This is a genomic window from Pseudomonas sp. Irchel 3H7, assembly GCF_900187605.1.
Classification (GTDB): domain Bacteria; phylum Pseudomonadota; class Gammaproteobacteria; order Pseudomonadales; family Pseudomonadaceae; genus Aquipseudomonas.
In genome coordinates this window covers 286,182-311,651 of the sequence record NZ_FYEA01000001.1, presented here as the reverse complement: position 1 = coordinate 311,651, position 25,470 = coordinate 286,182, and the positions used below count along the sequence as shown (strand labels likewise).

Annotated in this window: 25 protein-coding genes; 12 read left to right on the top strand and 13 right to left on the bottom strand. The window is 60.9% G+C overall.

Features of this window, described 5'->3' with window-relative positions:
• Nucleotides 1-21: 21 nt before the first annotated feature.
• The 3 genes from CKW38_RS01440 to CKW38_RS01430 are packed head-to-tail and all read right to left on the bottom strand — an operon-like array spanning nucleotide 22 to nucleotide 2,602.
• Complete coding sequence (locus tag CKW38_RS01440; RefSeq protein WP_095111588.1) at nucleotides 22-1,203, bottom strand: acetyl-CoA C-acetyltransferase; 1,182 nt, start codon at nucleotides 1,201-1,203, stop codon at nucleotides 22-24.
• A gap of 11 nt (nucleotides 1,204-1,214) precedes the next feature.
• Nucleotides 1,215-1,880, bottom strand: coding sequence for a CoA transferase subunit B (locus CKW38_RS01435; protein ID WP_007919566.1), 666 nt, complete (start codon nucleotides 1,878-1,880; stop codon nucleotides 1,215-1,217).
• A gap of 23 nt (nucleotides 1,881-1,903) precedes the next feature.
• Complete coding sequence (locus tag CKW38_RS01430) at nucleotides 1,904-2,602, bottom strand: CoA transferase subunit A (protein ID WP_007919568.1); 699 nt, start codon at nucleotides 2,600-2,602, stop codon at nucleotides 1,904-1,906.
• Nucleotides 2,603-2,869: 267 nt separating this feature from the next.
• Here CKW38_RS01430 and CKW38_RS01425 point away from each other — a divergent pair, with 267 nt between their 5' ends.
• Entirely contained in the window at nucleotides 2,870-3,757 is an 888-nt protein-coding gene (locus CKW38_RS01425; protein ID WP_095111587.1) for a LysR family transcriptional regulator, read from the top strand.
• Between the two features lie 350 nt (nucleotides 3,758-4,107).
• Here CKW38_RS01425 and CKW38_RS01420 read toward each other — a convergent pair whose 3' ends face one another.
• Together CKW38_RS01420 and CKW38_RS01415 are read right to left on the bottom strand one after the other, a co-directional pair.
• On the bottom strand, nucleotides 4,108-4,950 hold the full coding sequence (locus tag CKW38_RS01420; protein WP_007919572.1) for an NAD-dependent protein deacetylase: 843 nt from the start codon (nucleotides 4,948-4,950) through the stop codon (nucleotides 4,108-4,110).
• A gap of 54 nt (nucleotides 4,951-5,004) precedes the next feature.
• Nucleotides 5,005-6,051: a class I SAM-dependent methyltransferase gene (locus tag CKW38_RS01415; protein ID WP_095111834.1), complete on the bottom strand. Its 1,047-nt coding sequence runs from the start codon at nucleotides 6,049-6,051 to the stop codon at nucleotides 5,005-5,007.
• Nucleotides 6,052-6,453: 402 nt separating this feature from the next.
• Between CKW38_RS01415 and CKW38_RS01410 the strand changes: the two genes are divergently transcribed.
• Both CKW38_RS01410 and CKW38_RS01405 read left to right on the top strand, forming a co-directional pair.
• A complete protein-coding gene (locus CKW38_RS01410; RefSeq protein ID WP_095111586.1) occupies nucleotides 6,454-7,293 on the top strand; it encodes a DUF692 domain-containing protein in 840 nt (279 codons plus the stop codon).
• On the top strand, nucleotides 7,286-8,038 hold the full coding sequence (locus CKW38_RS01405; RefSeq protein ID WP_095111585.1) for a DUF2063 domain-containing protein: 753 nt from the start codon (nucleotides 7,286-7,288) through the stop codon (nucleotides 8,036-8,038). The genes CKW38_RS01410 and CKW38_RS01405 overlap by 8 nt, the downstream gene beginning before the upstream one ends.
• A 1-nt stretch (nucleotide 8,039) precedes the next feature.
• On the opposite strand, the gene CKW38_RS01400 is transcribed toward CKW38_RS01405, so the two are convergent.
• From CKW38_RS01400 to CKW38_RS01385, 4 genes are all read right to left on the bottom strand, one after another.
• The gene (locus tag CKW38_RS01400) at nucleotides 8,040-9,068 is read right to left on the bottom strand and encodes an NAD(P)/FAD-dependent oxidoreductase (protein WP_095111584.1); all 1,029 of its coding nucleotides are present in this window, start codon (nucleotides 9,066-9,068) and stop codon (nucleotides 8,040-8,042) included.
• Nucleotides 9,055-11,238: a hypothetical protein gene (locus tag CKW38_RS01395; RefSeq protein ID WP_095111583.1), complete on the bottom strand. Its 2,184-nt coding sequence runs from the start codon at nucleotides 11,236-11,238 to the stop codon at nucleotides 9,055-9,057. Before CKW38_RS01395 ends, CKW38_RS01400 begins: the two co-directional genes overlap by 14 nt.
• A gap of 240 nt (nucleotides 11,239-11,478) precedes the next feature.
• On the bottom strand, nucleotides 11,479-12,786 hold the full coding sequence (locus CKW38_RS01390) for an ATP-binding protein (protein WP_095111582.1): 1,308 nt from the start codon (nucleotides 12,784-12,786) through the stop codon (nucleotides 11,479-11,481).
• On the bottom strand, nucleotides 12,783-13,523 hold the full coding sequence (locus CKW38_RS01385) for a response regulator (protein WP_095111581.1): 741 nt from the start codon (nucleotides 13,521-13,523) through the stop codon (nucleotides 12,783-12,785). The genes CKW38_RS01390 and CKW38_RS01385 overlap by 4 nt, the downstream gene beginning before the upstream one ends.
• A gap of 298 nt (nucleotides 13,524-13,821) precedes the next feature.
• Between CKW38_RS01385 and CKW38_RS01380 the strand changes: the two genes are divergently transcribed.
• Genes CKW38_RS01380 through CKW38_RS01370 form a run of 3 tightly spaced genes read left to right on the top strand, consistent with a single transcriptional unit; the run spans nucleotide 13,822 to nucleotide 15,617 of the window.
• A complete protein-coding gene (locus tag CKW38_RS01380; protein ID WP_095111580.1) occupies nucleotides 13,822-14,085 on the top strand; it encodes a DUF2790 domain-containing protein in 264 nt (87 codons plus the stop codon).
• Nucleotides 14,086-14,114: 29 nt separating this feature from the next.
• Nucleotides 14,115-14,369, top strand: a complete 255-nt coding sequence (locus CKW38_RS01375; protein ID WP_007919581.1) for a hypothetical protein — start codon at nucleotides 14,115-14,117, stop codon at nucleotides 14,367-14,369.
• Nucleotides 14,370-14,405: 36 nt separating this feature from the next.
• Nucleotides 14,406-15,617, top strand: coding sequence for a cytochrome c biogenesis protein DipZ (locus CKW38_RS01370; protein ID WP_095111579.1), 1,212 nt, complete (start codon nucleotides 14,406-14,408; stop codon nucleotides 15,615-15,617).
• A 17-nt stretch (nucleotides 15,618-15,634) separates the two neighbouring features.
• On the opposite strand, the gene CKW38_RS01365 is transcribed toward CKW38_RS01370, so the two are convergent.
• Entirely contained in the window at nucleotides 15,635-16,096 is a 462-nt protein-coding gene (locus CKW38_RS01365; RefSeq protein ID WP_095111578.1) for a GNAT family N-acetyltransferase, read from the bottom strand.
• A gap of 225 nt (nucleotides 16,097-16,321) precedes the next feature.
• On the opposite strand from CKW38_RS01365, the gene CKW38_RS01360 reads away from it, so the two are divergent.
• Nucleotides 16,322-16,594 (top strand): DUF4242 domain-containing protein, encoded by a 273-nt coding sequence (locus CKW38_RS01360; protein ID WP_095111577.1) that lies wholly within the window; start codon nucleotides 16,322-16,324, stop codon nucleotides 16,592-16,594.
• Between the two features lie 33 nt (nucleotides 16,595-16,627).
• On the top strand, nucleotides 16,628-17,440 hold the full coding sequence (locus CKW38_RS01355) for a class I SAM-dependent methyltransferase (protein ID WP_007919589.1): 813 nt from the start codon (nucleotides 16,628-16,630) through the stop codon (nucleotides 17,438-17,440).
• A 125-nt stretch (nucleotides 17,441-17,565) separates the two neighbouring features.
• Here the strand turns inward: CKW38_RS01355 and pcsA are convergent, their stop codons facing one another.
• The gene (gene pcsA, locus CKW38_RS01350; protein ID WP_007919592.1) at nucleotides 17,566-18,288 is read right to left on the bottom strand and encodes a phosphatidylcholine synthase; all 723 of its coding nucleotides are present in this window, start codon (nucleotides 18,286-18,288) and stop codon (nucleotides 17,566-17,568) included.
• A 259-nt stretch (nucleotides 18,289-18,547) separates the two neighbouring features.
• On the opposite strand from pcsA, the gene CKW38_RS01345 reads away from it, so the two are divergent.
• Nucleotides 18,548-19,321: a tellurite resistance TerB family protein gene (locus CKW38_RS01345; RefSeq protein ID WP_095111576.1), complete on the top strand. Its 774-nt coding sequence runs from the start codon at nucleotides 18,548-18,550 to the stop codon at nucleotides 19,319-19,321.
• Nucleotides 19,322-19,413: 92 nt separating this feature from the next.
• On the opposite strand, the gene CKW38_RS01340 is transcribed toward CKW38_RS01345, so the two are convergent.
• Nucleotides 19,414-19,872 carry a transposase gene (locus CKW38_RS01340; RefSeq protein ID WP_007919594.1) on the bottom strand — a complete coding sequence of 153 codons (459 nt, stop codon included), beginning with the start codon at nucleotides 19,870-19,872 and terminating at the stop codon, nucleotides 19,414-19,416.
• Between the two features lie 244 nt (nucleotides 19,873-20,116).
• On the opposite strand from CKW38_RS01340, the gene CKW38_RS01335 reads away from it, so the two are divergent.
• Genes CKW38_RS01335 through ligD form a run of 3 tightly spaced genes read left to right on the top strand, consistent with a single transcriptional unit; the run spans nucleotide 20,117 to nucleotide 25,067 of the window.
• Nucleotides 20,117-21,493, top strand: coding sequence for an iron-containing redox enzyme family protein (locus CKW38_RS01335; RefSeq protein WP_095111575.1), 1,377 nt, complete (start codon nucleotides 20,117-20,119; stop codon nucleotides 21,491-21,493).
• An 11-nt stretch (nucleotides 21,494-21,504) separates the two neighbouring features.
• Nucleotides 21,505-22,458 carry a class I SAM-dependent methyltransferase gene (locus CKW38_RS01330; RefSeq protein ID WP_095111574.1) on the top strand — a complete coding sequence of 318 codons (954 nt, stop codon included), beginning with the start codon at nucleotides 21,505-21,507 and terminating at the stop codon, nucleotides 22,456-22,458.
• A 17-nt stretch (nucleotides 22,459-22,475) separates the two neighbouring features.
• A complete protein-coding gene (gene ligD / locus CKW38_RS01325) occupies nucleotides 22,476-25,067 on the top strand; it encodes a DNA ligase D (protein ID WP_007919600.1) in 2,592 nt (863 codons plus the stop codon).
• Here the strand turns inward: ligD and CKW38_RS01320 are convergent, their stop codons facing one another.
• Nucleotides 25,068-25,469: a hypothetical protein gene (locus CKW38_RS01320; RefSeq protein WP_176472264.1), complete on the bottom strand. Its 402-nt coding sequence runs from the start codon at nucleotides 25,467-25,469 to the stop codon at nucleotides 25,068-25,070.
• Nucleotide 25,470: the final 1 nt, after the last annotated feature.

Genomic DNA, 25,470 nt, shown 5'->3' with positions numbered 1-25,470 from the left:
CCATTCACTGTTGAACTCTGGTTATGCGCGTTCCAGCGCCAGCGCCACACCCTGACCGCCGCCGATGCACAGGGTCGCCAGACCCTTTTTCGCATCACGCTTGATCATTTCATGCAGCAGGGTCACCAGCACGCGGCAACCCGATGCACCGATCGGGTGGCCCAAAGCGATGGCGCCGCCATTGACGTTGACCTTGTCCAGATCCCATTGCAGATCCTTGGCCACCGCCAGCGATTGCGCGGCAAACGCTTCGTTGGCTTCGATCAGGTCGAGCTGGTCGATGTTCCAGCCAGCCTTGTCGAGGCAGCGGCGGGTCGCCGATACCGGGCCGATGCCCATGATCGCCGGGTCGACACCAGCGTTGGCATAAGCGGCGATGGTAGCCAGTACAGGCAAGCCGAGGGATTTGGCTTTTTCCGCGCTCATCAGAATCACGGCGGCGGCGCCGTCATTCAGCGACGAAGCATTACCAGCGGTGACGCTGCCGTCCTTTTTGAACGCCGGACGCAGTTTCGCCAGGGATTCGGCGGTGGTGTCGCCACGCGGTTGCTCGTCGACCTTGAAAGCAACAGGATCGCCTTTGCGCTGCGGGATCAGGATCGGGGTGATTTCATCGACAAAGCGCCCAGCCTCAATCGCGGCGGCGGCTTTCTGCTGAGAAGCAGCGGCGAAAGCATCTTGCTGCTCACGGCTGATCTCATATTTGTCGACGAGGTTCTCGGCAGTGATGCCCATGTGGTAATCGTTGAACGCATCCCACAGACCGTCACTGATCATGGTGTCGACGATTTGCGCGTGGCCCATGCGCAGACCGGTGCGTGCGCCAGGCATTACATAGTTGGACAGGCTCATGTTTTCCTGGCCGCCGGCGATGATCACATCAGCGTCGCCGCAACGGATCGCCTGCGCACCCAGGTGCAAAGCCTTAAGGCCCGAACCGCAGACCTTGTTCAGGGTCAGCGCTGGCACAGCGTGAGGCAGGCCAGCCTTGATCGCCGACTGACGCGCCGGGTTCTGGCCGGCGCCGGCGGTCAACACCTGGCCCATGATCACTTCATCAACCTGTGCACCGTCCAGCCCGGTCTGCTCGAGCAACTGGCGGATCACCGCCGCGCCCAGATCCACCGCGGAGAAGCTGGCCAGCGAACCCTGGAAACTGCCGATCGCGGTTCGCGTGGCGGCAACAATTACGACGTCTTGCATTTTCGAATTCCTCACTGGGCAGCGAACTGCATTTCCGGTACGTGATCCGGGACGATCAGTTTACCAGCGGTTTTGGCGACGATTTCCTCGACGCTGACGCCAGGTGCGCGTTCTTTGAGGACAAAAGCGCCATTTTCGATTTCCAGGTAGGCGAGGTCGGTCAGCACGCGCTTGATGCAACCGGCGCCGGTCAGCGGCAGGCTGCATTTGGCCAGAAGCTTGGACTCACCATCCTTGGAGGCGTGGGTCATGATCACGATGATGTTGTCGGCGCCGGCCACCAGATCCATCGCGCCGCCCATGCCCTTGACCAGTTTGCCGGGGATCATCCACGAAGCGATATTGCCTTCGACGTCGACTTCGAACGCGCCGAGCACGGTCAGGTCGACATGACCGCCACGGATCATCGCGAACGATTCGGCGGAGTTGAAAATCGACGCGCCGATGCGCGCGGTCACGGTCTGTTTGCCGGCGTTGATCATGTCGGCATCGATGGTTTCTTCAGTCGGGAACGGACCCATGCCGAGCAGGCCGTTTTCCGATTGCAGCATGACTTCCATGCCTTCAGGAATGTAGTTGGCGACCAGGGTCGGAATGCCGATGCCGAGGTTCACATAAAAGCCGTCCTGCATTTCGCGGGCGACGCGCTGAGCCATTTGTTCGCGGGTAAGTGCCATTTTTTATTCTCCGTCAGCCTGAATTATTTGCGGATGGTGCGCTGTTCGATGCGTTTTTCGAACGTGCCGCAAATGACCCGATCGACGTAGATGCCCGGGGTGTGGATCTGCGAGGGGTCGAGTTCGCCGGGTTCGACGATTTCTTCGACTTCAACCACGGTGATCTTGCCGGCGGTGGCGGCCAGCGGGTTGAAGTTCTGCGCGGTGTGACGGTAGACGACGTTGCCGAAGTGGTCGGCTTTCCAGCCTTTGACGATGGCGAAGTCGCCGGTGATGGATTCTTCCATCAGGTACTTGCGACCCTTGAATTCGCGCACTTCCTTGCCTTCGGCGACCGGAGTGCCGACGCCGGTGGCGGTGAAGAAGGCCGGAATACCGGCGCCGCCTGCGCGCATCTTCTCGGCAAGGGTGCCTTGCGGGGTCAGGATGACTTCGATGTCGCCCTTGAGCAGTTGCTCTTCGAACAGCTTGTTTTCGCCGACGTAGGAGGCGATGACTTTGCTGATCTGACGGTCGGTGAGCAGTACGCCAAGGCCGAAACCGTCGACGCCGCAGTTGTTGGAGACGACGGTGAGGTCGCGGGTGCCTTTGCGCTTGATCTCGGCGATCAGGTTTTCCGGAATGCCGCACAGACCGAAGCCGCCGGCGATGACGGTCATGCCGTCCTCAAGCCCGGCCAGGGCTTCCTCGTAGGAACTCACGCGCTTGTCGAAACCTGCCATATGCACCTCTTTTATTATTTGCGGGCGGCTGGCTAGCCGAATGGTTGGAGTGTCTCGCTGGAAGATATATTTGTTAAGTTGATTTTTAAGGTCGATTGATTGATAAAGCTCAATAGTCGCGTTATGGCGTGCTGCTTTGATCGTTCCCACGCTCCGCGTGGTAATGCCTCTAGGGACGCTCGGCGTCCAGTGACGCGAAGCGTCACGGGCTGCATTCCCACGCAGGAGCGTGGGAACGATCACCACCGACGATCCTGAGGTTTGAGTATGACCATCAAACAGATCCGCGCCTTTCTCGCCGTGGCCCAGAGCCTGAGTTTCGCCGTGGCTTGCGAGCGCCTGCATCTCTCGCAATCAGCGTTGAGCCTGACCATCAAAGCGCTGGAGGAGGGACTGGGCGGGCGCCTGTTCAGTCGCAACACCCGCAACGTCGCACTGACTGCCGAAGGTGAATCCTTGCTGCCATTGGCTCGACGGCTGATCGCGGACTGGGACAACGCCGAAGACGAGATGCGTCAACGCTTTAGCCTGCAACGCGGGCGGGTGACGTTAGCGGCGATGCCGTCGTTTGCCGGCAACCTGTTGCCGCCGATCCTCAAAACGTTTCGCGCGCGCTATCCGAACGTCAACGTCACGGTCAATGACGTGATCAACGAGCAAGTGCTGGAAATGGTCCGTGATCGTCAGGTTGAGCTGGGGGTGGCGTTCGAGCCGATGCAAAACACCTCGATGACATTTACGCCGCTGTACAGAGATCGCTTCGTCGCGGTGGTGTCGAAGGATTCGCCATTGGCGCAGCGCAGCGAGATCGATTGGCAGACGTTATTGCAGGAGCCGTTCATCACCTTGCAGCGGCCCTCGACGGTGCGGGTGATGCTCGAAGAGCACTTGCAGGCGCGGGGCATGAAGTTGCCGGTAGAATTTGAAAGCCATCAATTGGCAACGGTCGGGCGGATGGTCGCCAGTGGGCTGGGCGTCAGTGCCGTGCCGGCGTTGTGCGCCGGGCAGATGCAGGAATTGGGCGCCCATTGCCTGACGCTGGATGACTCGGTGGAGCGGGCGATTGGTGTGCTGACCGAACCGGGCAATGAACTGTCGGCGGCGGCGCAGGCGTTGTTCGATATTCTCAAGGCTGAAGATCTCGGGCGACTGTGAGATCTACCTCCGCACCCCAACCCTCTCCCCCAGAGGGGGCGAGGGGGAAGGGAGCTGATCGGGGGCATTTCAAAAAATGGGTTCGACTCGAAATTTACAGGTCGATGTATCGCTAGCAACAACTCGGTCAATTCCCTTTCCCTTGGGCGAGGGCGAGGGCGAGGGCGAGGGCGAGGGCGAGGCCTAGTGTTCGGGGAAAGGGAGCAGATCGTGGTTATTCAGATTGTGAGCTCGACTCAGCATTTTCAGGTCGCAGTATTCAGCCCAGACAACTCGGTCAGTTCCCTCTCCCTTGGGAGAGGGCTAGGGTGAGGGGCTTGGGTCCTGAGTCGAGCACAAAGTGCAGCAACTCACCGATCCAGCACTTCAACCAACAACGGCAAAAGCTGTTCACACGACGCTTCAATCTTCAAATCCAGCAAATCATCCGCCCGGGTCTTGCCCAGATTGATCGCAATCAACGGTTTCCCGCGATCGGCGATCACCCGGCACAGGCGAAACGCCGAATACGCCATCAACGAAGACCCCACCACCAACATCCCCGCGGCATTTTCTGCCGCCGCCATCGCCCGTGCCGCCGTGTGCTGCGCAACGTTTTCGCCGAAAAACACCACGTCCGGTTTCATCCGCTCGCCAAAGCAATGCGGGCAGTGCGGCACCTGAAAACGCGCCTCGAACGCCGGATCAAGCAGAGTGTCGCCATCCGGTGCCTGCACCGCGTCGACCCCGGCCAGATACGGATTGTGCAATTCCATCAGTTGTTGAATCGCATCGCGCTCGCTGCGCTGACCGCAGTCCAGGCACAACACCCGATGCAGGCTGCCGTGCAGTTCGATCACGTCGTGACTGCCGGCCTGATCGTGCAGGGTGTCGACGTTCTGGGTGATCAAGTCACGGATCAGCCCACCGTGCTGCAAATCGGCCAATGCCTCGTGAGCCGCGTTCGGTTGCGCCTGACGCACCCTTGGCCAACCGAGCATGGCCCGTGCCCAATAGCGGCGGCGCGACTCGGGGGCGGCGAGGAATTCCTGGTACATCATCGGTTGTCGGCCACGGCGTACTCCGTCGCTGTCGCGGTAGTCCGGAATGCCCGAAGGCGTGCTGATGCCGGCCCCGGTCAGTACGATGAAGTCGCCATCAGCCATCACCTCTTGCAGGGTGTCGAGGTGTTCGCGGGTCGGGCTGTCGAGCATGGTCAGCGCTCCGAAGTGGGCAGTGCCAGCAGGTTAGCACGCGACCCGCATGGCTTACTTGCGCGCCTCCAGAATCAGGTTGAACGGTGTCTGCGTGGCCCGACGGAAGTGCTTGAACCCGGCCTCGGAAAACACTTTGCGCAAACGCATTTCCCCGGCTTGCGCGCCCAGGCCGAGGCCGACTTCCTGCGACAGCGAGTTGGGTGTGCAGATAAACGTCGAGGCGGCGTAGAACAGCCGTCCGACCGGGTTGATGTTGTCGTCCAGCGTGTCGTTGGCGAATGGCTCGACCAGCAACACCGTGCCGTCGTCTTTCAACGAGTCATAAGCGTGACGGGCGGCGCCGACCGGGTCGCCCATGTCATGCAGGCAGTCGAAATAGCAGATCAGGTCGTAGTCATCGCCGGGGTAGCTCTTTGCCGAGCCCTGGAAAAACTTCGCCCGGCTGCTGACTCCTCCTTCCTCGGCGCGTTGGGTGGCGACAGTGATCGAGGGCGCGTGATAGTCGTAGCCGACGAAGCGCGAGTTGGGAAAGGCCTGGGCCATGATCACCGTCGAGGCGCCATGGCCGCAGCCGACATCGGCGACTTTGGCGCCTTCCTCCAGTTTCGCCACCACGCCGTCCAGCGCCGGCAGCCATTCGGCGATCAGGTGACCTTTGTAGCCGGGCCGGAAGAACCGCTCGGTGCCGGTGAACATGCACGGATGATGATCGCCCCAAGGCAGAGCGCCATTGCCGCGCATGGCTTTGACCAGTTTGTCTTTGTCGTGGAAAAACGACGCCACCACCCCGAGACCACCGGCGACGTAGACCGGCGAGTCCTCGACGGCGAGGGCCAGCGCCTGTTCTTCCGGCAGACGGAACTGGCCGTCGTGGTGCTCCATATAGCCGGACGCCGCGTGAGCGCTGAGCCATTCGCGCACCAGACGCGGATTACAGGTGGTTTTGGCGGCGAGGGCATCGGCGCTGATTGGCTCACTGTCGGCCATCGCCCGGTACAAACCGAGTTCTTCGCCGACGATGACATTGGCCAGCATCGCCGCGCCGCCCATGTCGTTGACCAGTTTGCCCATGAATTGGTTGAGCTTCGCCTCGTCCATCATGTGTGCTCCTGAAACAGGATCACGGTCCGGCGGCGTCGAAGGTCGAGGCGTGCGCCACCGGGCGGTGGTCACGGAGTTGGGCAGGGCACGGCTGACGTCCTGCGTCCCCCTCGACTGGGTAATAAAGGAGTCTAGCCCCGGTCCGGGCGTGTCGCTGGATTTGTGAGCAACGAAAACCTGTGGGAGCGAGCCTGCTCGCGAAGGCGGCATTTCAGGCAATTCTGATCTTGTCAGTGCCGACGCTTTCGCGAGCAGGCTCGCTCCCACATTAGGCAGGTGTGTATCCCTGTGTATCGAGATGGCGGCGGGATACACACGGCTGCAAAAGTCCGGTCGTTGCACACAGCCGTGATACAGCCGGCGGTTCAACTGGGAAAAACCTACTGCAGAGGTATACCCATGCAAACGCCTCCCTTATTGACGCAACCCAGTGTTGGCCTCGGCCTGCGCCGTGGCCTGCTGAAAGACTTGCAAGCTGCGCGCAGCGGCGCTTTCGATTTTCTCGAAGTCGCCCCTGAGAACTGGATCGGCGTCGGCGGCGCCCACGGTGCAGCATTGCGTGAACTGGCCGAACGCTACCCGTTGTCCTGCCACGGTTTGTCGCTGTCACTCGGCGGGCCGGCGCCGCTGGATGTCGGGTTCTTGCAGGAGGTCCGGGTGTTTCTCGACTATTACAACGTGGCGCTGTACAGCGAACACCTGAGTTATTGCAGCGATGACGGGCATCTGTATGACTTGCTGCCGTTGCCGTTCACCGAAGAAGCGGTGCACCACGTTGCCGCGCGGATCCGTCAGGCTCAGGACATGCTCGGCCGGCGTCTGGCCGTGGAAAACGTCTCCTATTACGCCGCCCCGCGTCAGGACATGGACGAGGTGAGCTTCACCAATGCCGTGCTGCGCGAGGCTGATTGCGACCTGCTGCTGGACGTCAACAATGTCTACGTCAACGCGATCAACCACGGATTCGAACCGCAAACCTTTCTCGCCGGCATTGAGCCGGGCCGGGTGGTCGGCATGCATGTGGCGGGGCATTTCGATGAGTCCGATACGCTGAAAATCGACACCCATGGTGCCTCGGTGAAGCCGGCGGTCTGGGCATTGCTGGCTGAGGCCTACGCGCGGTTCGGCGCTAAGCCAACGTTATTGGAGCGGGACTTCAACTTCCCAGCATTTTCCGAACTGATTGCCGAGTTGCAGACCATTCGCCATTTACAAGCGGGGGGCAGCCATCGTGGATAACCTGCTACAGCAACAGCAGGCGCTGACCCGGTACTTGCGTGATCCCGAACATCAGTCGCCGCCCGTCGACATGAATGTGCAACGGGTTAACGTCTACCGGGACCTGGTATTCAACAACCTGTCGCAATTGTTGAGTGGCACCTTCCCGGTGTTGATTCGAATCATTGGGGAAAAACGCTGGGGCTGGCTGGTGCGAGGATTCTTGCGTGACTGGCGGGCGCAGACACCCAGGTTCGGTGAGATCGCCGAAACGTTTCTCGACTATCTCGCTGCGCAACCGCAGGTGTTGCGCGAGGGTGAGTGGCCGGCGTTTCTGCTGGAGCTGGCGCATTACGAATGGGTCGAGATGGCCCTGCAACAGTCCGATGCTCAGGCGCTGCCGTCGACCGATCCGGCGTTGTTGCTGCAACGCCCGCTGCTGATCTCGGCGTTGGCCTGGCCGCTGGCGTATATATGGCCGGTGCATGAACTCGACCCGGACAATCAGCCCGCCACGCCACCGGCTCAACCGACCTTGTTACTGGTGCGACGCACGGCTGACTGGAACGTGAAGTTTTCCGAACTGAGTCCGCTGGCCTGGCGGTTGCTGCAGCGCATCGACGAATATCCCGCCCTTGATGGCCGTCAGCAGTTGCAAGGTTTGGCGGTGGAGGCGGGGGAGACTGCAACCGTTGCATTCATGGAAAACGGATTGATGTTGTTGCGGCAAATGCATGAAGACGCCGTGCTCTGCAGCATCGTTTGAATCAATGGGCAGGCAACCACGACGGCGGGCAAGGATGCTGACGATAGAAGTTGCGCAGTTGCGCCACATCGCGTGTGAACCCGTCGATGAGCCATTGTCGATATTGCATCTGGGCAGGCACTTGCAAGGCCGGTTGGCGCAGAAAATCCGCCACGGCTTGCGCGGCTTGAATGCCGCTCATCAGCGCTTTGAGTACGCCGTGGGACGCCGCCGGATCAAGCCGGTTGGCGGCATCGCCTACCAGGAAATAACCGGCCCCGGCGGCGGCCGGGGTGAGGCGCCAGGTCACATCGGCGCCGCGCACGGCACCCACCGCTGGTAATGATTGCAGGGTGGAAGGGAGCATCACCGACCGAGTGTTGCGTTCGAAGGTCAGGCGCGTCCAGTGCAGCAAACGATCCTCAACCTGGGCGATCCACGTCCACCCCTCAGGGTCGGCCAGCAAGTGTGCCGTCGTGGCATAGTCTGCGTTAGAGCCTTGCAAGTAGCCGTAACGAGCCACCAGTGGCGCGGAGCAACTGTGAGTCGTCAGGCCGAGTTGGCGGCTGAGCCAGTCGCGAGCGCCACTCGCATCGATCAGGCATTTTGCGTAAAGGCAGCCGCTGTCGGTGTCGACGCCGATCACCCGGTTAGCCTGCGTCAGCACCCGCCGTGCCCGGCTGGGCTGGATGACCTCTACGCCCAAAGAAGCGGCTTGCGCCAGCAACGTTGCGTCCAATTGGGCTCGCTCGAGATGAAAGCCCTGCCAAATGCCGCTGTCATCGGTGCCAAAACCGTTGAAATGCGGCGCGCCGTTCCACGTTACCCAGTGACCGTCAAAGCGCCGGGCCGCGCGGCCACACAAGGGCTCGGCAACCCCCAGCAGGCGTAACAACGGTTCGATGCCCGGATGCAGGCTTTCGCCGGGGCGAAATCGTGGGAACGCCTGCCGTTCGATCAAAGCCACGTGCAAGCCACGCCGGGCGCAACTGATTGCCGTTGCGCACCCCGCAGGGCCGGCGCCGACGATCACGACATCAAAATGCTGCATGGGCGACCTGCCACGGCAGCGCGTCAGTTTTGATCAGGATCGCATCGGCGTCGAGCAACAGAATCACCAGCGCTTCGACTTCGACGTCGCGCAACCTGAAATCGCTTTCAGCGATCCGCACGGCACCGCGTCTGTACAGCAAAAAGCGCTGCACCCAGCCGTCGAGGACCTGCCCGGATTCCGCCTGTGCGGTGTCCAGTTCGGCATTCGGCCGCTGCACTTCAATGAACGACAACAGCGGCCATGTATTGCGCAATTGTTTGTCGTTGGCGGCGCCAAGCACGCGGTACACGCGATACATCGATAGCACGCGTTGCTGATACGCCGTTTGCGAGGTGTGACCGGTCATGCCCAGGGAAAACAGGTTGTCGAGAGCCACTTGGGTGTAGTCGGCATGGGCGTACGCGTGGTATCGGGCGATCAATCGATTGTCATGCGTGATCAGTTGCGGGCCGCGCTGATTATCCCAGGCCACACCGCCGCCCATGCCGATGTCCTCATCGGTCAGGGGAATGATGCTGTGCAGGGTCGCGCGCGGCTCGAAGACCCGCGCTGAGTCGGGTGCCACGCCGGGCCAGAAAGACCCCAGCGCCGCACAGATTTTTGCATCCTCGGGAAACGGGCTGGCCATCTGATAACCGGCGAGAACGTTGATCCATTCTTCGTCCACGGTGCGCTGACGAACCCAGCCGACCTCCCAGCCTGGCCCGAACACCCCGGCGGCGCCGTCGGGCAGTGAGGTAGGCCGTGATGGCGGCGGTAGCGGGGCTTCGGATTGCACAGTGTCGGATTGATCGGCGAGGGCGACGATGGCACTCACCCCGCGATCGGCGGGGGAGAACAGGTGATCCTGCAAGTGCAGGTTGGCGCAGTAGCGGACATTGGAAAGCGCTTCCAGTCGGGCGTGCCAGAGACCGGTACTCGGCAATGACGGCTCGTCGCTGACCCAGCGCAACAGGTTGCGCTGGCTGCACAGCGGATAGAAGTCCGGTGGGCCGATCACTGAGTAGGCCGCGACTGTCGGCAAACTTTTTTCCAGCGCCGGGCACCGTGGCCGCACCCAGCCATCGGCGGTGCTGTCCTGATAGTGCAAGGCGCGGTAACCCCCCTGGCGCAGCAATTCTTCGACATTTTCATACTCGTTCAGGTCTTCGATACTGCCATCCGCCTCGACCCGGTGACGCCCGTGAATCATGCCGCCACTGTTGGCCGGCATCACAAAGGACAACGGTTGACCCTGGTACGCGGCCGGCTCGACCAGCCGCGGTTTGGCCACGGGTAACAGCAGCCCCGGGCCGCCATCCGTCACTGGTGCCCAATGCGCCAGGTCGGCGGTAACGACGAAGGGCGGCTGGCTGATCTGCGGTTCCTGCCAGCCGGTGCCGCTGTGGCGTAAATGGATATGCCGCAGTTTTTCGTTGATCTGGTGGTTGTCCAGCGTCACCGTCAGGTTCATGCCCTCCAGGCACTGTGCGCCGTTGAACAGCTTGTGCAGCGGCACCCAGAAATCCAGTTCGGGATCGAGCTCCACCTGAAAATCCATCGGTCCGAAGCGCGTGGCATCGCCTTTGAGTTTGACGGCGATGTAGGCGCTGTAGCGCACCGGCATGACTCGGATGCGGTAAGGGTCATCGTCGACGAAGGGCAAAAAGCTGCGCAGTTTTGCGTCATAGCGCGCGGGGGCGGTGCCGACGCGGGCGATACCGGTGCGCGAGAAACACAGATCGGCATGCCGGCCATGCACGGTGTCGGCCGCGCAACGATATTCACTGGCGAACGCGACCATTGCCAAGGGTGCGCCCAACGCTTTGCTGCGCAAACTGTCGAGCGTGGGCGGGCTGACGCTGTAGACATAGTCGAGCACTGTTTCGATTTCAGCAGGTGTGGGAAACAGCTGTAGTGTCTGGCCGTTTTCATCGCTGATGACCCGTGGCGAAGCCAATGCGTGATACAGCAGGCTGCGTGACGGTACGCCGGCTTCGATTGCGCGGCTGCCGGCCCGAGCGAAGTCGGCGAATCCGGGTAGTGAACGGTCGACGTTCAACGGTTTGCCCAATTCCGCCGCCAGCGGTTCGGCGAGCAGGTCCAGGCCATGCGCGAGCATCAACGAATGCCAGCCGCCGGGCGCCAGTCGCCTGCACACTTGTGTGACGGATTCGAGCAGATTCATATTGCGCCTCGACAGGTTGGGCCAATCGTCATGGAACCGCAGCCCGGCGCTGACTCGCCACTGTCAGATCTGACAGTCGCGACCAGTGGTGATCAGTGCGAAACGGGCAGCACAACGATAAGCGCAACGACCAAGGCGCACAGTCGGTGGATTCTGATGAGGTTGTAGGCATTGGCGCTGCGATGCGCAGGCTAACGACCGGCGCCGGTTGGTAGCATTTAAACAACGCCGTTGAAAGGTTCAGGGGTGCAGCGGCAACTTCAGCTCAGCACACAACCCGCCGCCTTCGCGGTTGCTCAAGGTCAGCGAGCCGCCTAACGCCATGGCCAGTTGCTGGGCGATCGCCAACCCCAGGCCGGTGCCGCCGGTATCGCGATTACGCGAGTTTTCCACGCGGTAGAACGGTTGCAGCACCTGCGCCAGTTCGGCGTCGGCAATGCCCGGGCCGCGGTCCATGACGGTGATCGCCAGGCTGCCCTTGTTGGCTTCAACCCAGACTTCGGCGGCGCCGGCGAATTTCAGCGCGTTGTCGGTCAGGTTGACCAGAACACGGCGCAAGGCATGGGGCCGAGTATCGATGACCGCCGCGCTCTTGCCCACCAGGTTCACTTGCTTGCCCATGTCCTGATAGTCGAACACCAGGCTTTCGAGGAAGGAGTCCATGTTGGTGCGGCGGCTTTCCTCGGTCGAGCCATGGATGCTGCGCGCATAGGCAACGCCTTCGCGCACCAGATGTTCCATCTCGCTGAGGTCATTCCACAGCTTGTCTTTCTCGGTGCAATCGTCCATGAGCTCGGCGCGCAGTTTCATCCGCGTGATCGGCGTTTGCAGGTCATGGGAAATCGCTGCCAGCAATTGCATGCGCTCCTTGAGGTAGGCAGCGATGCGCGCCTGCATCGTGTTGAATGCACGCGCGGCGTAGACCACTTCGGTGGGGCCGCTTTCATCGAGGTTGATCGGGTGGGCGTTGGGGTCGAGGGTTTCCACGGCGTTGGCCAGCCGGGTCAAGGGGCGGACCGCGATGCGTACGGCCAGCCAGGTGCAGGCGATCATCAGCGCCAGTTGGCCGAGTAATACCGCCGGCAACCAGGGTGACAACGGGACCATCGCGGGGCGCACGTCGATGGTCACCGGGCTGCCGTCGCTCAGGCGCAGATGGCCCTGAAAGTGTTTCTTCGGCCCGGGAATGTCGGTGAAGGTCAGCGGATAGCGATCACCGATTGCGTCAGTGATCGAGGTGACGGCCACCGGCACATCACCGGGCTCGATCGGCGTGCCCGGATCGCCCTCGCTCAACAGGTAGCCATAATTTTTTCGCGCCAGCCGCTCGAGCCAGGCAGGGCGTTCTTCGCCAGGCAGGCGATCGAGGATTGCAATCGAGGTCGAAACGTCGGTTTGCAGATTGCCGAGCATGGTGTTTTTCGCGCTTTGGTAACGCTCGTAATACTGCGCGCCGAACGACAGCGCCTGCGCAAGCAGCAAGCCGATCAGGAAAATCAGCGACAGGCGTGAGGCGAGGGTGCGCGGCCAGTGCAGATTCACGCTCATGCCGGCGCCCCGAGAATCTCGACCGGCAGCGAGAACACGTAGCCCTCGCTGCGCACGGTCTTGATGTAGGCCGGCTCGCGCGCATCATCGAGCAGACGCTGACGCAAACGGCTGACCAGCAAATCGATCGAGCGGTCGAACAGATCCGCGTCACGGCCCTGGGTCAGGTTGAGCAGTTGATCGCGGCTGAGCACCCGTTGCGGGTGATCGAGGAACACTCGCAGCAAGCGGTATTCGGCGCCGCTGAGGGCGACCATGGTGCCGTCCTTGTCGAGCAGATGACGGGCCGAGGTGTCCAGTTGCCAACGGCCGAAAGCCAGCAAGCGCCCGGCCTCGGTGACCACCAGATTCGGCGGTAGCATCCTTGTGCGGCGCAGCACGGCGTTGATCCGCGCGAGCAATTCGCGGGCGGCGAACGGTTTGGTCAGGTAATCATCGGCGCCCATTTCCAAGCCGATGATGCGGTCGGTTTCATCGTTGCGCGCGGTCAGCATCAACACAGGTGTGGCCTTGTGTTTGCCCACCCGCAGTTCGCGGCACAGCTGCAGACCATCGTCACCGGGCATCATGATATCGAGCACGATCAGGTCGACGGTGTTGGCTTCGAGAAAGCTGCGCATCTGCCGGCCATCGGCGACCACGGTGGTGCGCAGACCGTTTTTCTTCAGGTAGTTGCCCACCAGTTCACGGATCTCGCGGTCGTCGTCGACGACGAGAATGTGATCGACATGATCCATCGGTTCAAGCCTCAGTCAGAAGGGGAATGCCGTGCAGTCTATAGAGCCTTCAATGACTCGCCTGCCTGCCTTTGTATTGCAGTGTATCTGCCGTGTCGGCGGATACACGGGAACGCAAAAACGCGAATTTTCCAGGGTTTTGTATCGCTGTGTATCCCCCGATGACAGGGATACACAGCGATTGAAACGCGCCTGTTCCTGACACAGACGCGATACCTCGCGAGCCTCAAATAGGCTCCATCGAGGCCCACACAGATCGCCTCGGCTCAAACCCCACTGAAGCCTTGAGGAAAACGCCATGAACAACAAATCCGTCATTGCCGCCTGCCTGTTTGCCGCCCTGAACATCTGCACGCTGTCGGCCCGCGCCGAAGCCGCTGCCACCCCGCAAACCTACACCTACGGCACCCACCTGGATATCCAGAAAGTGCTCTCGCTGAAACAGGACAACTCGGTGTCCTGCGGCATCGTCGAGGCACGCATGACCTACCTCGATTCGGCCGGTCAGACCCGCGTGCTCGATTACAGCAAATTTGCCGACGGCTGCAACAACGACAACTAAGTCATCACTCTTTATAGAAGGAAACAGCCATGAACAACGTATCGCGCTTTTTGACCGCCATCGCCTTCTCCCTGGCCGGCGTTGCCGCCCATGCCAACGCCGCGGTTGAACAGCATAGCTGCCACAGCAGCACCTGCTTCCAACTGACGCCGGTGGCCAAGCAGGGCAGCGATGGCTTGATTGCTGCGGACGGCTCCAGCCGCACGCCGCAGGGCCAGATGTTTGCCGAGAACGGCGCCAGCCGCACGCCGCAGAGCCATTGGCTGGACAGCCAGAACGTCTGAATGGCTCGTCACATTCATTGATCAAGGGTGACTCACATGTACCTCATCGCATTCCTCGGCGGTCTGCTGACCGTGCTCAGCCCCTGCATCCTGCCGGTGGTGCCGTTTCTGTTTGCCGGCGCCCAACGCAGTCGCGCTTCGATACTGTTGACTCTCGGCGGCATGGCCCTGACCTTCGCGCTGATCTCAAGCCTTGCCGTGGTCAGCAGCGATTGGGTGATCCAGGCCAGCAACAGCGGACGTTACGCCGCGCTGATCGTGATGAGCGTGTTCGCCCTGTCGCTGATCTCGGCGCGCATCGGCGACTGGCTGACACGACCGTTCGTGATGCTCGGCAACCGTCTCGACCCGGACACCCGGAAAAAGGCCGGGCCGATGGGTTCGATCATGCTCGGCGTGGCCACGGGGTTGTTGTGGGCACCCTGTGCCGGGCCGATTCTCGGGGTGATTCTCACCGGTGCCATGCTGCAAGGCGCCAATGCGCAGACCAGCCTGTTGCTGCTGGCCTACGGCGCTGGCAGTGCATTGTCGCTGGGCACGTTGATTTTCACCGGGCGCGGTTTGGTCAATCGCCTGAAACCGTCGATTCCGTTTACTGGCTGGTTGCGCCGAGGTGCCGGGGTTGCGGTACTGGCAACGGCAGCGGTTATTGCTACCGGCTTCGATAAAACCTTGTTGGCGAAGACCTCCTCTGAAAGCGTCGCCAGCGTCGAAAAAAGCGTGTTGGAGAACGTGCCGAAAGTGGTCGACTACTTCATCAGCAAAGTCCGCGCGGACTCGCCGATGGAGGAGGGCAAAGGCGCGATGCCGTCACTGGCTGGTGCGGTGCAATGGCTGAACTCGCCCGAGCTGAGCGCTGAATCCCTGCGTGGCAAAGTGGTGCTGGTGGACTTCTGGACCTACGACTGCATCAACTGCCAGCACACCCTGCCGTACGTCAAAGACTGGGCGAAGAAATACGAGAAGGACGGTCTCGTGGTGATCGGCGTCCACACCCCGGAATACGGTTACGAACGGATCATCGACAACGTCAAGGAACAGGTGAAAAAACTCGGCATCACCTACCCGGTGGCCATCGACAACAACTACGCGATCTGGCGCAACTTCGATAATCAATACTGGCCCGCGCATTACCTGATCGACGCCAAGGGGCAGGTGCGTTACAGCCACTTCGGCGAAGGTCGCTACGAAGCGCAGGAGCAGATGATCCAGCAGTTGCTGCAGGAGGCGAAGGCGCCGGCGGCCTGATCAGCAACACCAATGGCTCAGAGGTCGCGGACCATGAGCCATTGTTCGTTGTCCCAGGCGCGAAAACGCTCCAGGACTTGCCAGCCGCGCTTGGCGTAGTAGTCCTGCTTGTTCTGTGTGTGCAGATACAGGCGTGCAAAGCCGCAGCCTTTCGCCTCCTGACAAATCCCTTCAATCAAACGTTCCGCCAGCCCATGCCCGCGTGCTTCAGGGCTGACGAACACGCAGGCCAGCCAAGGCCCGAGATCCGGGCGCAGAGCGAGGTCATCGCGTGCCAGCGCCGCGCCGCCGACCAGACGTTCACCGTCCATGGCGATCAGGCAGGACCAGTCACCATTGCCTTGGCCCAGGGCAAATTCACGCTGCCATTCGGCCAGTGGTTGGTCGACGTATTCGTAGGGAAATTGCTGGTGAATCCATTGGGCATAGTGGTCGCTGTGGTGCATGTGATGCGCGAGCCAATCAATTTTCAGTGACATCTGACGAATCCGTTCCAGAAGCGAGCGAGCATCAGAAACCAATCCCCCAACCTTGGCAATCCTCAAGGTGTTCCAGACGCTTTACAGATTTCCACCGCTCATCGGCAAACCCCCGGTTTTACAGGGTTGCCAGACGATTGGCAGGGACGCCGCGTGGTCTCGGCGCGATAGTGCGTGAGCAGGGTCACTGCCGGCCTTGCCCCATAACAAGAGCGCGAGGTAGCCATGCCTAAATTCGTGATTGAACGCGAGATTCCAGGGGCCGGGAAGCTGTCGGAAGCAGAACTCAAAGCCGTGTCGCACAAGTCCTGTGACGTATTGCGTGAACTCGGTCCGCAAGTGCAGTGGCTGCATAGTTACGTCACCGCTGACAAGATCTATTGCGTGTACATCGCGCCTGACGAAGAGCAGGTGCGCGAACACGCCAGGCTCGGTGGATTCCCTGCCAACAGTGTGGCGCGTGTGATGACGGTCATTGACCCGACTACGGCCGAATAATCACTGATCCAATTTGTAGCGGAGCGCACTGTCATGAGTACCCCGATTGATCTGACTGCCTTGAAGGAACGCCAGAAAGTCGCGTGGGCCAGTGGCGACTACGCCGTGATCGGCACGACGTTGCAAATCGTCGGTGAAAACCTCGCCGAAGCCTGCGACCTGCGTTGCGACGAAGAGGTACTGGATGTCGCTGCCGGCAACGGTAATGCGACGCTGGCGGCGGCACGGCGCGGTTGTCTGGTCACCTCGACCGATTACGTCGCGGCATTGCTGGAGCGCGGGCAGGATCGGGCCCGGGCGGAGCATTTGGACGTGACGTTTCAAGTTGCCGATGCCGAGGCACTGCCGTTCGCTGATGAGAGTTACGACGCGGTGCTGTCGACCTTTGGCGTGATGTTCGCCCCGGATCAGGACAAGGCCGCTGCTGAACTCGGTCGGGTTTGTCGCCGTGGCGGTCGCATTGGTCTGGCCAACTGGACGCCGGAAGGTTTTGTTGGCCTGATGTTCAAGACCCTTGGCCGGCATCTGCCACCGCCTGCCGGTGCCCAGCCGCCCTCCAATTGGGGCTCCGATGCCTGGCTGCACAAGCATTTCGATGACCGTGATTTTCTGCTGCGCGTGACGCGGCGCGAGTTCAACTTTCGCTATCGCTCGGCCGCGCATTTCATCGATATTTTCCGCCATTGGTACGGGCCGGTGCACAAGGCCTTTGCGGCATTACCGCCGGAGAGCGGGCAGGCGCTTGAGAGTGATCTGGCGGATTTGCTCAATCGGTTGAATCGGGCGGGGGAAGGTTCGCTGGTGGTGCCGAGTGAGTATCTGGAGGTGGTGATCACTAAACGCTGAATGAAGATCCCTGTAGGAGTGAGCCTGCTCGCGATAGCGGTCTGTCAGCTGAATATTTTTCGACTGATACACCGCTATCGCGAGCAGGCTCACTCCTACATTGGATGTGTGTTTGGCTCTGGGGTCTATTTCACCTGCGGCCGATCAAACCACTCCAGCGCCGTACGCCAGATGCAGATCCCCAGAAAGTATGCCGACATCAGTAACCACAAGCCCATCACCAACGGGTTGATCACCGGGTGGTTGAGCACCAGCGACAGGCTGCACAGCAGCCAGATTGCCGTCACCGCAATGTTGATCGGCATGAACCTGCGCACACGGAACGGATGCAAAAACTTCATCCGCGTCACGGTCAACAGCGCCAGACCAATCACCGTCAGAAAAGTGATCCACGGCCCCGGCCCGATGATGTACAGGCACAGCGCGACGACATTCCACGCTGCCGGAAACCCGACAAAGTAGTTGTCCTTGCTCTTCATGTTGACGTTGCAGAAGCAGAACAGCGACGACACCAGAATCAGCGACACGGTCAGCAGCAGGGTGTAGTCCGGCAGCGGAATGTAGCGATAGATGAACAATGCCGGAATGAATACATATGTCAGGTAATCGATCACCAGATCAAGGATCGAACCATCGAAGCTCGGTAGCACTGATTGCACGTTGACCTTGCGCGCCAGTGCGCCGTCGAGGCCGTCGACAATCAGCGCCACGCCCAGCCACATCAGACAATGGGTCGGCTGGTTTTCCAATAAGGCGAGGGTGGCCAGAAAGGCAGTGACCACGCCAGTCGCAGTAAAACCATGGGCGCCCCATGCTTTGAGCCTGGCGATGTGTACGGTCGATATCACGGGGGCGTTCTCCAGAAAGTGAAGCAAGCCGGGTATCACCCTTGAGTAGCAGGGCGCCGGCAAACCGGGTCGGGGTTGCAGCTATCGACCGGTCTGGCCGGGATAAGGTTCACCACTGATCAATCTTAGCTGGCCGGCGAAAAAATACGCGGGCGAAATCCGCCAGGCGCTTGAGTGTCAGCCAAACGGTGCTGGCGCTATGGCTTGAGGGGGCTATCGTTGCCAGACGCAGTCACTGTCAATGCTTGAGGATGACGTCATGAACACCAGCGATTTGCTTGAACAACTGCTGCGAGGCCAGGCCTCGGCAGGTCAACAATCTTCAGCGTCTGCCGGCGATGGTTTGGGTGGTTTAGGCGGGTTGCTGGGTGGCCTGCTCGGCGGCGCGGATTCCACCGGCACACGTGGTGGCTCTGCAGCCGGGGGGCTGGGCGGATTAGGTGGTTTGCTCGGTGGTTTGCTCGGCGGCGGTGCCGGTGGCGGTCTGGGCGGCGCATTGGGTGGGGCACTGGGTGGCGGTGGCAGCACGCAAAGCCGCTCCGGCGGGAGCAATTATGCGGCGCTGGCGTCGTTGGGCATGATGGCGTTCCAGGCGTATCAGGCCTGGCAACGCAGCCAGGCCAGTTCGGCACCGCAACAGATCCCGCAGACGGCGAATCTCCTTGCCGGTCCGGAAGTCGAGGAACACAGCCATGCTGTGTTGCGCGCGTTGATTGCGGCGGCCAAGGCTGACGGTGAGATCGACGCCCGGGAACAACAGATGATCAGTGGGGAAATCAGCAAACACACCGACGACCCACTATTGCAGCAATGGTTTGAGGACGAAGTCTCGAAACCGCTGGACGCCAACGAAGTCGCGCAGGCGGCCAAAGGCGATCCGGCCATGGCCGCTGAGATGTATCTGGTCAGCGTGATCCTCGTGGATGACCAGCGCGACGCGGAGCGCAGTTATCTGGACGAGCTGGCAGCAGCCTTGCAGATCGACCCGAGTTTGCAGGTGCATCTGGAACAGCAGGCCAAAGGTCAGGCCTGAAAGCAACATCAAAAGATCGCAGCCTTCGGCAGCTCCTACAGGGTGTACATCATTCCATGTAGGAGCTGCCGAAGGCTGCGATCCTTTGATCTTCAAAGCCAGATTGCATCCCACAATGGGTAGTCCCCCACACGCCGAACCAATCCGGCGCGCAACGGGTTCATGATGATGTATCGGGCCGCCGCTTTAAGGTCTTCGTCGCGACGCAACGCCCGGTCGTAGTAACCGCGTTGCCATAACCGTCCCTGACTGCTGCGCTTGAGATTGATCGAACGACAACTGCGCGATTTCACGCGGCACATGAGCGCTGCCAATGAACCTTGTTTCAATTCAATCAGCCAATGCAGATGATCCGGCATCACCACCCACGCCAGCGACTGAACCATTCCCTCGTCATTGGCTGCACGCATTTGCTCAATCAGCAGTCTTCCCAAACGCCAATCCGAAAATACTGAATGACGTTCGTAAACGACGGCGGTGAGCAGATAAATACGTCCAGCCTCGCTATAACGTCCCTTGCGTAATCCACACGCCTTTGCAGCAACAGGCATTCCTTTGCCCTCCCAAAAACATCGTCCCTGAACGTTAGCCATCTCTCGCCCTTACGCGAACTCAATCCGTTGCACGATGTAACCCTGTAGGAGCCTTCGGCAGCTCCTACACGGTGTTTCAGTGCTTTTGACGGCCGTCCGTCCGGGCAATTTTCACGTCGATTGAATTTTTCACAGGCGCCGCCTCTCTGCTGCTGTAGAGGCGTGTGGAACAGCGTCCTGCCAACCGACCGAGAATTTTGCCATGACTGTCCTGACACACCTGCAAGCTGCGCCTGGCCAACCGCATGCGATGAACGCCGCCGGGAACATCCGGCAAGTCTATGAAACGCTGTTGCGCGATGACGATTGCCAGGACCTTGCGCGGGCGTTTTTGCAGGAGCAACTGCAACTCGCCGCGCAACTCACCGATTCCCTGCCCGAAGATCCGACGACGTGGCACGCTTGGGTGGCCGAGCATTGCGCCGATGTGGCCCGGCAATACGCCGACTACCTGCAACAACGCAAGGCCGGCGGGCCTCGGCAATTCTTCCGCGGCAAGGCGCAGGCACTGTATTTTCTGCAAGCGGTGGCACCGACCAAACTGGTCGACGGCGCCTGGCTTTCTGGCCTGTTACCGCGCTGGCAGGACCCGCGTTTCCAGGGCCTGCTGCGGACCTTTCTGGAAGAGTTGGGCGAAGGCAATCCGGCGCAGAACCACGTGGTGATTTACCAGAAATTGCTCGCCGAGCACGATCTGCAGGACAGCAGCGCCATCGACGATGAACGCTACCTGCAAGGCGCGATACAACTGGCACTCGGCATCTGCGGTACTGATTATTTGCCCGAAGTGATCGGCTACAACCTCGGCTATGAACAACTGCCGTTGCACCTGTTGATCAGCAGTTACGAACTCAGTGAGTTAGGCATCGATCCCTACTACTTCACCCTGCATGTGACCATCGACAACGCCAGCACCGGCCATGCGCAAAAGGCTGTGCAGGCGGCGCTCGATCTGCTGCCGCTCGAGGCTGATCGCACGGAGTTCTTGCGCCGGGTCTCGTTGGGTTATCGGCTCAACGACCTCGGGCAGGGCAGTCACGCGATCATTGAAGGTTTCGACCTTGAGCACGAGTTACTGGCGATGCTCGAGCGCAAGTGTCCCTTCGCCCAGCACATGCACTCCGATTACTGCCGCTTCGAAGGGCAGACCGTCAATCAGTGGCTGGCCGCACCGGAGCAATTGCCCGGGTTCCTCCAGGCATTGCAGAACAAAGGCTGGATCAAACGCCATGAAGACCCGCAGGCCAGTCGCTTTTGGCAACTGATCGCGGGTGATGGTGCGGCGATGTTTGGCGTGTTCAATACCTACGAGAAACAACTGGTGCACGACTGGATCGCCGGCGACTGGACGTCGTCAGACCAAGCGAAACCTGTTCGACGGCACAGTCAAACCGCAGCGCCCATCGAAGGGCTTGAACAGGATCCCGACATCCAGGCGCTCAACGCGGCGCTGCAAGGTCAGGATGCCTTGTCGCAGATGGCAGTTCTGATCCCCTGGCTCGCCCCAGCCCGGCATGCACATCCCGCCGGGCTGCTCGCCACCCGCCGCTTTATCGAACTCAAATCCCGCTTGCCTTAAGGACCTTGCCGATGAATCAGGAAGAACAACTCTGCCCCAACGACCTCGTGCTGCTGCACCTTGGCCGGCGCTTGTTGGCAGACGGATATCGGTTCACCACTCCGACGCCGTTGACCCATCAACGGGTCAACCAGCGTGACGAGGGCCAGATGGCCGACTCTTTGCGCGACGTGTTCGGTTGGTCGCGTCCGTTCGCGCCGGGGTTGTTGTCGGCCGATGAACAGCGGCAACTGCAAGACGCGCAGGTCATTGATAGTTACGAAGGCCAGCTGAAGAGTCGGGTGCGCTGGTCGAGCCTGGATGATTTGCTGTTCGTGCATTCGGCATTCCCCACCGAAGCGGCGGATGCGGTGTTTTTCGGCCCCGACACCTACCGTTTCGCGCAACTGATCCACGCCCACCTGCAGCAGAACTTTGCGCCAATCCATCGCGCAGTGGACATCGGTTGTGGCGCTGGCGTCGGTGCGATTTTGATCGGCCGCGCCCGCCGCGAGGCGCAGGTGCTGGCGCTGGATATCAACCCTGCGGCGCTGCGTCTGACCGCGATCAATGCGGCACTGGCGGAAGTCGCCAACGTCGAAGTGCGCGCCAGTGATCTGTTGCAGGGCGTCGACGGCGAGTTCGACCTGATTGTCGCCAACCCGCCATACATGGCCGACCCGGCGGAACGCGCTTATCGCCATGGTGGCGGAACGCTGGGGGCAGGGCTGTCGTTGCGCATCGTCGAACAGGCACTGAATCGACTGGCTCCCGGCGGCTCGTTGCTGCTCTACACCGGTGTGGCGATGGTCGATGGTCGCGACCCGTTTCTCGACACCGTGCTGCCACGACTGGACGAGCAGCGCTTTGGCTGGACGTACCGTGAACTCGATCCGGATGTCTTTGGCGAAGAACTGCTCAACCCCGGTTATCAACGGGTCGACCGCATCGCAGTGGTGGCGCTGACCGTGACCCGACTGGGCTGAAACAAGGCAGGTGCACGATGAACAGGAACCTCGACGACTACAACCGCATGCGCGATTTTTCGGCGACGTCGGAACCGGCCGCCGTCAAGCGCTCAGGGCGTAAAACCGGCGCCGATCACGCGTTGCAGTTCTGCATCCAGAAGCACGATGCCTCGCACCTGCATTACGACTTTCGCCTGGAGCTCGATGGCGCACTGAAGAGTTGGGCGGTGCCGAAAGGGCCGTCGCTCGATCCCAAGGTCAAGCGTCTGGCGGTGCATGTCGAGGATCATCCGCTGGATTACGCAACATTCGAGGGCAACATTCCGGAAGGGCATTACGGCGCCGGTGATGTGATCGTCTGGGATCGTGGTGTGTGGATCCCGTTGGAGGATGCGCACAAGGCCTACGAAAAGGGCAAGCTCAAGTTCGAACTGCAAGGCGAGAAGCTTGCCGGCATCTGGAATCTGGTGCGCACGCACATGCCGGGCAAGAAGGAACAATGGTTTTTGATCAAGCATCAGGACGCTGCTGCGCGGCCGCAGGATGACTACGACGTGCTGGTGGCCGAGCCGGACAGTGTGTTGAGCGAACGCACGCTCGTGAGCAAGCCCAAGCTGGCCGCCGAGCACAGCAAACCGCTGAAAAAGCCCGCGGCGAAGACGCGCAAAACCGCCACCGGCAAGCTGACGGGGGCGCACAAGGCCAAACTGCCGACGCAACTCAAGCCGGAACTGGCGACACTGGTCGACAGTGCGCCCGAAGGGCAGTGGAGTTACGAGATCAAATTCGACGGTTACCGGATCATGGCGCGCATCGATCATGATCAGGTGCAACTGTTCACTCGCAACGGTCATGACTGGACGCACAAGTTGCCGCAACAGGCCGCCGCCCTGGCCGCGCTGGGATTGGAGTCAGCATGGCTCGACGGTGAAATGGTGGTCGCCAATGAGCACGGCGTGCCGGACTTTCAGGCCCTGCAAAATGCTTTTGAAGCTGGAAGCAGCGGCAATATTCTCTACTACCTGTTCGACCTGCCGTATCTCAACGGTGTCGACCTGCGTGAAGTGCCGGTCGAAGAGCGCCGCGCCGCGTTGGCCACGGTGCTCGGCAATCATGAACACCCCTTGTTGCGCTTCTCCGAAGCCTTCGACGAAACCCCCGATGCACTGCTTAACAGTGCCTGCCAGATGCAGATGGAGGGCCTGATTGGCAAACGCCTTGGCTCGCCGTATGTGTCGCGGCGTAGTGGCGACTGGATCAAGCTCAAATGCAAGCACCGTCAGGAGTTCGTGATCGTTGGGTACACCGATCCGAAAGGCGCGCGCAGTGCTTTCGGCGCCTTGCTGCTGGGGCTGCATGATCGCGACAGTGGCGAGTTGCGCTACGCCGGCAAGGTCGGCACGGGCTTCAACGAGTCGACGTTGAAAAGCATTCTGGAGCAGCTCAAACCGTTGCAGGCGAAGAAGGCAGCGGTGGTCAACCCACCCAGCGGCTTCGAGGCCAAAGGCGTGCACTGGCTCAAGCCGAAACTGCTGGCGGAAGTCGCGTTTGCTGAAATGACCAAGGACGGTTCGGTGCGCCACGCCGTGTTCCATGGCTTGCGCAATGACAAACCGGCCAAAGCCATCACTGAGGAGCGAGCGAAACCGGTGAAGACTGCAGAGAAGAAAACCGCCAGCAAGAAAACGCCGAAAAAAGCCCCGGCGAGCAATGCCGACACCGCGCCGTCACAGCTCGGGCTAGCCAACGGCAAGGTGCGCATCACGCACCCGGACCGGGTGATCGATGCGGTCAGCGGCACGACCAAGATGCAACTGGCCGAGTATTACGCCAGCGTCGCCGAATGGATTCTGCCGCAACTCAAGGATCGCCCGGTGGCCCTGGTGCGCGCGCCGGACGGCATTGCCGGCGAACTGTTCTTCCAGAAAAATGCCGAACGTCTGGCGATCCCCGGCATCACCACGCTGGACAAGGACGTCACCGGACAACCGGTGATGCTGATCAACAACGCCGAAGCGCTGATCGGCGCGGTGCAGATGAGCACCGTCGAACTGCACACCTGGAACGCGACCACGGTCGATCTGGACAAGCCCGATCGCTTCGTCCTTGACCTCGACCCGGATCCGGCGCTGCCGTGGAAAAGCATGGTCGAAGCGACGGCGCTGACATTGACCGTGCTCGATGAACTGGGCCTCAAGGCGTTTCTCAAAACCAGCGGCGGCAAGGGTATTCATCTGGTGGTGCCGCTGACCCGCAAACTTGGCTGGGACGAGGTCAAGGATTTCAGCCACGCCATCGTCAGTCATATTGCCAAACTGTTGCCGGACCGCTTTTCTGCGGTGTCGGGGCCGAAAAATCGCGTCGGGCGGATCTTTATCGATTACCTGCGCAACGGTCTGGGCGCCACCACCATTTGCGCTTACGCCGCGCGTACCCGCGAAGGTTTGCCGGTGTCGGTGCCGCTGTTTCGCGAAGAGGTCGCCGAGATCAAGGGCGGCAATCAGTGGAACGTGCATAACGTTCACGAGCGGCTGGCTGAAGTCGGTGACGCGCCGTGGGCTGACATGAAGAAAACCCGCCAGAGCATCACCGCCGAGATGCGCAAACGCCTTGGGCTGAAAAAGTGATCAGGTGTCGCGCAGCAAGTCGTGGGCGTTGAGCAATTCGAAGGCGATTTCCGGGTGGTTTTCCAGGCCGCGTCGGATGGCCGCGGGAATTGCTGCGCGAGTCTTGCGGCACAGGCCCGGTAACTCGCCGATCTGAATGGCGATGCCACGCATGGTGCGCACTTCGTTGAAACCGGGGGCGACATCGACACGAATGCCCAGTTGCTCGAACATCCGCTGTTGCAGATGTTTGAGGTCATTCAGGTCTTTGAGCATTTCGAGGCGCGCGAGCAGGCGTTTTTCTTCCTCTCGGGTCAGACGCAGGATGCGCAAATCCGCGCCGGGCGTCTCCAGCAACGGATCGCGCCCGCAAATGCAGGCGCCGGGCGGGCAGGGGGAGCGCAAGGGCACAGAAGTCGTCATG

Coding starts and splice junctions, on each gene's coding strand:
- CKW38_RS01340 (WP_007919594.1), bottom strand. CDS start 19,872: ATGCCTGTTGCTGCAAAGGCGTGTGGATTACGCAAGGGACGTTATAGC.
- CKW38_RS01425 (WP_095111587.1), top strand. CDS start 2,870: ATGACCATCAAACAGATCCGCGCCTTTCTCGCCGTGGCCCAGAGCCTG.
- CKW38_RS01430 (WP_007919568.1), bottom strand. CDS start 2,602: ATGGCAGGTTTCGACAAGCGCGTGAGTTCCTACGAGGAAGCCCTGGCC.
- CKW38_RS01380 (WP_095111580.1), top strand. CDS start 13,822: ATGAACAACAAATCCGTCATTGCCGCCTGCCTGTTTGCCGCCCTGAAC.
- CKW38_RS01435 (WP_007919566.1), bottom strand. CDS start 1,880: ATGGCACTTACCCGCGAACAAATGGCTCAGCGCGTCGCCCGCGAAATG.
- CKW38_RS01320 (WP_176472264.1), bottom strand. CDS start 25,469: ATGACGACTTCTGTGCCCTTGCGCTCCCCCTGCCCGCCCGGCGCCTGC.
- CKW38_RS01415 (WP_095111834.1), bottom strand. CDS start 6,051: ATGGACGAGGCGAAGCTCAACCAATTCATGGGCAAACTGGTCAACGAC.
- CKW38_RS01370 (WP_095111579.1), top strand. CDS start 14,406: ATGTACCTCATCGCATTCCTCGGCGGTCTGCTGACCGTGCTCAGCCCC.
- CKW38_RS01365 (WP_095111578.1), bottom strand. CDS start 16,096: ATGTCACTGAAAATTGATTGGCTCGCGCATCACATGCACCACAGCGAC.
- CKW38_RS01330 (WP_095111574.1), top strand. CDS start 21,505: ATGAATCAGGAAGAACAACTCTGCCCCAACGACCTCGTGCTGCTGCAC.
- CKW38_RS01360 (WP_095111577.1), top strand. CDS start 16,322: ATGCCTAAATTCGTGATTGAACGCGAGATTCCAGGGGCCGGGAAGCTG.
- CKW38_RS01385 (WP_095111581.1), bottom strand. CDS start 13,523: ATGGATCATGTCGATCACATTCTCGTCGTCGACGACGACCGCGAGATC.
- CKW38_RS01440 (WP_095111588.1), bottom strand. CDS start 1,203: ATGCAAGACGTCGTAATTGTTGCCGCCACGCGAACCGCGATCGGCAGT.
- CKW38_RS01375 (WP_007919581.1), top strand. CDS start 14,115: ATGAACAACGTATCGCGCTTTTTGACCGCCATCGCCTTCTCCCTGGCC.
- CKW38_RS01395 (WP_095111583.1), bottom strand. CDS start 11,238: ATGAATCTGCTCGAATCCGTCACACAAGTGTGCAGGCGACTGGCGCCC.
- CKW38_RS01410 (WP_095111586.1), top strand. CDS start 6,454: ATGCAAACGCCTCCCTTATTGACGCAACCCAGTGTTGGCCTCGGCCTG.
- CKW38_RS01420 (WP_007919572.1), bottom strand. CDS start 4,950: ATGCTCGACAGCCCGACCCGCGAACACCTCGACACCCTGCAAGAGGTG.
- CKW38_RS01390 (WP_095111582.1), bottom strand. CDS start 12,786: ATGAGCGTGAATCTGCACTGGCCGCGCACCCTCGCCTCACGCCTGTCG.
- CKW38_RS01335 (WP_095111575.1), top strand. CDS start 20,117: ATGACTGTCCTGACACACCTGCAAGCTGCGCCTGGCCAACCGCATGCG.
- CKW38_RS01400 (WP_095111584.1), bottom strand. CDS start 9,068: ATGCAGCATTTTGATGTCGTGATCGTCGGCGCCGGCCCTGCGGGGTGC.
- CKW38_RS01345 (WP_095111576.1), top strand. CDS start 18,548: ATGAACACCAGCGATTTGCTTGAACAACTGCTGCGAGGCCAGGCCTCG.
- CKW38_RS01355 (WP_007919589.1), top strand. CDS start 16,628: ATGAGTACCCCGATTGATCTGACTGCCTTGAAGGAACGCCAGAAAGTC.
- ligD (WP_007919600.1), top strand. CDS start 22,476: ATGAACAGGAACCTCGACGACTACAACCGCATGCGCGATTTTTCGGCG.